Origin of the sequence: Terriglobus sp. YAF25, assembly GCF_052113305.1 — a bacterium.
Classification (GTDB): Bacteria; Acidobacteriota; Terriglobia; order Terriglobales; family Acidobacteriaceae; genus Terriglobus.
On sequence record NZ_JBFRCY010000672.1, the window covers coordinates 1 to 3,721 of the forward strand.

4 protein-coding genes and 1 pseudogene are annotated in these 3,721 nt (G+C 53.4%); 4 read left to right on the top strand and 1 reads right to left on the bottom strand.

The features are described 5' to 3' along the window. The 4 genes and pseudogenes from AB4043_RS22135 to AB4043_RS22150 form a co-directional block, all read left to right on the top strand. Window positions 1-411: pseudogene (locus AB4043_RS22135) on the top strand (TonB-dependent receptor); the annotation flags it as partial. A 79-nt stretch (window positions 412-490) separates the two neighbouring features. Further along, the gene (locus tag AB4043_RS22140; protein WP_442299540.1) at window positions 491-1,543 is read left to right on the top strand and encodes a YncE family protein; all 1,053 of its coding nucleotides are present in this window, start codon (window positions 491-493) and stop codon (window positions 1,541-1,543) included. Window positions 1,544-1,614: 71 nt separating this feature from the next. Then, window positions 1,615-2,580 carry a YncE family protein gene (locus AB4043_RS22145; RefSeq protein WP_442308113.1) on the top strand — a complete coding sequence of 322 codons (966 nt, stop codon included), beginning with the start codon at window positions 1,615-1,617 and terminating at the stop codon, window positions 2,578-2,580. Continuing rightward, a complete protein-coding gene (locus AB4043_RS22150) occupies window positions 2,553-2,864 on the top strand; it encodes a hypothetical protein (RefSeq protein ID WP_442308114.1) in 312 nt (103 codons plus the stop codon). Before AB4043_RS22145 ends, AB4043_RS22150 begins: the two co-directional genes overlap by 28 nt. Window positions 2,865-2,945: 81 nt before the next feature. Here the strand turns inward: AB4043_RS22150 and AB4043_RS22155 are convergent. Further along, the coding region (locus AB4043_RS22155; RefSeq protein WP_442308115.1) for an IclR family transcriptional regulator at window positions 2,946-3,721 on the bottom strand (776 nt) is incomplete at its 5' end.

Genomic DNA, 3,721 nt, shown 5'->3' on the forward strand with positions numbered 1-3,721 from the left:
AGCCGTGCCAGCAGCGCATTGCCGGATGGAAATAATGCCAGCCAGCGTCCAAATCGGGTTCCAGGACAGCCGATCTATGGCAACGGCGGTATTAACGGCTGGTTAAATCCAGCGGCATTCAGTGCCCCGGCAAATGGCCAGTGGGGTAATCTCGGTCGCAATATCGCGACCGGGCCAACACTCTGGCAAGACGATACCGCGGTAGAGAAAGCCTTCCGTCTCACCGAACGCAATGCTCTGACCTTCCGGGCGGAGGCATTCAATCTACTGAATCGCTCACAGTATGCGAATCCAAGCTCTTCGTTCGGTACTGCGACGTTTGGAAAGATTACAAGCCCTGTCAATAGTTCTGGCCTCGTAGGTACCGGTACCCCGCGTGTCTTCGAGTTCGCCCTGCGCTTGAATTATTAGCCGGCGTCGCTCACAAAAGGCCGAGGGGATCTCTACAATGCCCGCGGCTAACCCTTCATTACTTCAACAAAGAGAGCACATGAACATTCGTATCGCCCTGTTACTCCTGGCCTCCTTCACTCCAGCCGTACTCGCGCAACACACAGCTCATCCGGCTGCCGGCGCCAACAAAGCATCTTTGACCCTTGTATCGCAGACCTATCTTCCCGATATCGTTGGCGATTTCGATCACTTCACCGTCGACCTGAAGCGGAACCATCTCTTCCTGGCCGCCGAAGTGCATCACTCCGTCGAAGTCTTCGATTTGACTTCCGGCAAGCATCTGCAGAGTATTCCCGGATTCAAGACTCCGCATTCCATCGCTTTTGCTCCCGAGAAGGACGAACTGATGGTCTGTGATGGTGCGGCCTCCGATCTCACGCTGGTCTCGGGCGAGACGCTTGAGATTACCAATCACATTCCCCTGATCAGCGGTGCCGCCACCAAGTTTGGTGATTCTCCGGATGCAGCCTTCTATGACAAAAAGAATCGCCTTTATTACATCGGGAACGGCGGTATCTCAGCGCAGATGGAGACGTCGAAGATCTCGATCTTCTCGGTCGATGAGGGCAAACTGATCGGCGACCTGGATGTCCCCGGCAATAACGTGGAGTCCATCGGTGTCGATACCGACCACAATCGGCTCTACGTCAACATCCGTGACAAGCAGCAGGTTGGTGTGTATGACCTGGCCGCGAAGAAGCTTATTTCGACTTGGACTGCTCCGGGAATGGCGCACAACACGGCGTTGATCGTCGATTCCCAGAATGAACGCATCTTTACCGCCGGCAGGGCTCCTGGCATTCTCTATGTTTTTGATCGTGACGGTAAGGCTGTGAGCCAGCTTCCAACAATTGAGAAGAACGATGATATGAACTGGGATTCGGTTCACAAGCTTCTGTACGTTAGCGGAACGCAGGGACTGAGCATCTATCACCAGGACACCCCTGACACGTACACAGAGGTTACGCGTATTCCAACAAACGGCGGTAAGACCTCGATCCTCGTCCCTCAGGTTGGTCTCTTCTTCGTCGCACATCCTAAGACAGACGTTGATGTAGCCGGTATTCTCGTGTACCGCACAAACAACTAATTCGCATTCGCTCTGGTCCATGACATACAACGCGTCATGGACCACGCCACTCTTCTTTCAAAAGGGAACTCATGAAATTCTCGTTTGCAGCATGCGCCGCTCTGACCGGGTTTGTTCTTACACTTTCGGCCGGCTCTCAGGTGAATCCGGAGAAGGCACAGGACTCGAAGGACCAGCCCCTGCGGATCGCAGGTACGTTCTCCTTGCCCACTTTAAAAGAGGGCAATTTTGATCATTTTGCAGTCGACCTCAAGCGCAATCGCCTCTTTGTAACACCCGAACAAGACGGAATGGTTCTGGTGCTTGACGCTTCGTCCGGCGAGGCCATTCATAAACTCGCAGTACAGAAGCCGCACGCCATTCTTTACCGCAGCGATATTGACCGTCTCTATGTTACCGATGGTCTTGATGGTTCGGTCCGTGTCTTCGACGGCCAGAGCTATCAACAGGTGGCGCGAGTTCCGGTACTTAAGGATGCGGATGCTATCGGATACGACATCTCAAAAAAGATGCTGTATGTGGCCAATGGCGGCAAGGATGTAGGAGAGAAAGTATCGCATCTGAGCGTTATCGATACTGACAGTAACCAGAAGAAGCAGGACATCGTGATCGAGGGAGAGACCCTGGAAGCGATGGCTCTGGATGCATACCGTCCCAGGCTCTATCTGAACGACACAGCGAAGAATTCGCTCGTAGTCGTGAACCGGTATACACACTCGAAGATTGCAGAATGGCCTATTACGAGTTGCAAAGGGAATGTTGCGATTGCGCTCGACGAGCAGCGGCAAAGACTATTTCTTGGCTGCAGAAGCAATCAGATCGTTGTACTGGATAGCAACACCGGCGCTGAGGTTCAGAAGCTGGAGATTCACGGCGGAGTCGACGATGTAATTTACGACCTTGTATCGCGCCGCATCTATGCCTCCGGCGATGGCTACATTGATGTCTTCTCTCAGTCCGATCTCAATCACTACGTCTCTCTCGGCAGCGTGGCGACAGGAGTCACGCTGTGCCGCCAGGACAAAAGGCAATGGTGATCATCGCGAACGCCAACGAAACCCGCATCGGGGTTCACACTTCGCAAGGCGATTTCGAAGCTGTGAAGGAAGGAAAGATCTACGGCCCGCGCAACACCGACGGCCAATTCTTCAACATGAAAATGCCCATGTTCGATGCAAAGGGAAATAAGATCGGCATCCTTGTGATGGAGATTCCCTGGACGGACGCGGCGAATGAAGAAGAGGCGGCTCGCGAAGCGGATGCGATACGTTCTGAGATCGCTAAAAAGATTCCGACCGTCGATACGCTCTTTCAAAACTAGGTCCTGGCGCTTCGGAGGACGTGAAATTGAGGGGTGCTACCTTGGGCTGGTAGCACCCCTCAATTTTTAGCGTTCTAGGACCTATAGCTTTGAGGCGATTTTCTTCGCCGCTTCCAAAACCGCCGCCTGAAGCTCGGTTTCCCGAGCCTTATCCATTCTTATAGACGGTGTTGAAATACTGATAGCCGCCACGACAGGTTTATCCTTGGGCTGGATTGCGGCCGCAAAGCAGATACCGCCGCGAATCGATTCTTCACGATCGCACCCAATCCCTGTCTTTCGTATCTCTTCAAATTCAGCATAGAGACGTTTTCTGTCCACAATGGTGTGCTCTGTGCGTGGGTTCAGTCCATACACCTCAAGCATCTGGTCCGCAGCCGGCCTCTCCTGGAAGGCGGTGATGACCTTTCCCATCGCCGAACAATGGGGTGGCAGAAAGCGGCCTTTCTTGTTTGTCATGCGGATTTCGTGAAAGGTCTCCCGGCAATCGAGTACATGGATCCGATCGTCGAACAAAAAGGCGAGGCTTGCGGTTTCATTGAAGTGATTTGCCAGCCACTCCAGTTCAGGGCGTGCAACCTCCTTTACGTGATCAGCGGCACGAACTAACCATCCAAAGACTAAGCGTGGCGCTAACTGGTATGTCCCATCACGATCCTGCACGAGGTACTCGCGACTTTCGAGTGTTCTTAGAACGCGGAAAAGGCTGGATTCAGGCTGCTTTGTCCGGCCGCTGATTTCCTTTAGTGAGAGAGGGGTCTGACCGTCAAAGCAATTTAGAACATCAAGCGCCCGGCCAATCGATCGCAGATAATAGGCGTCGTCACCAGCGCCGGAGTCGCTGCTCTGTAGTGCCC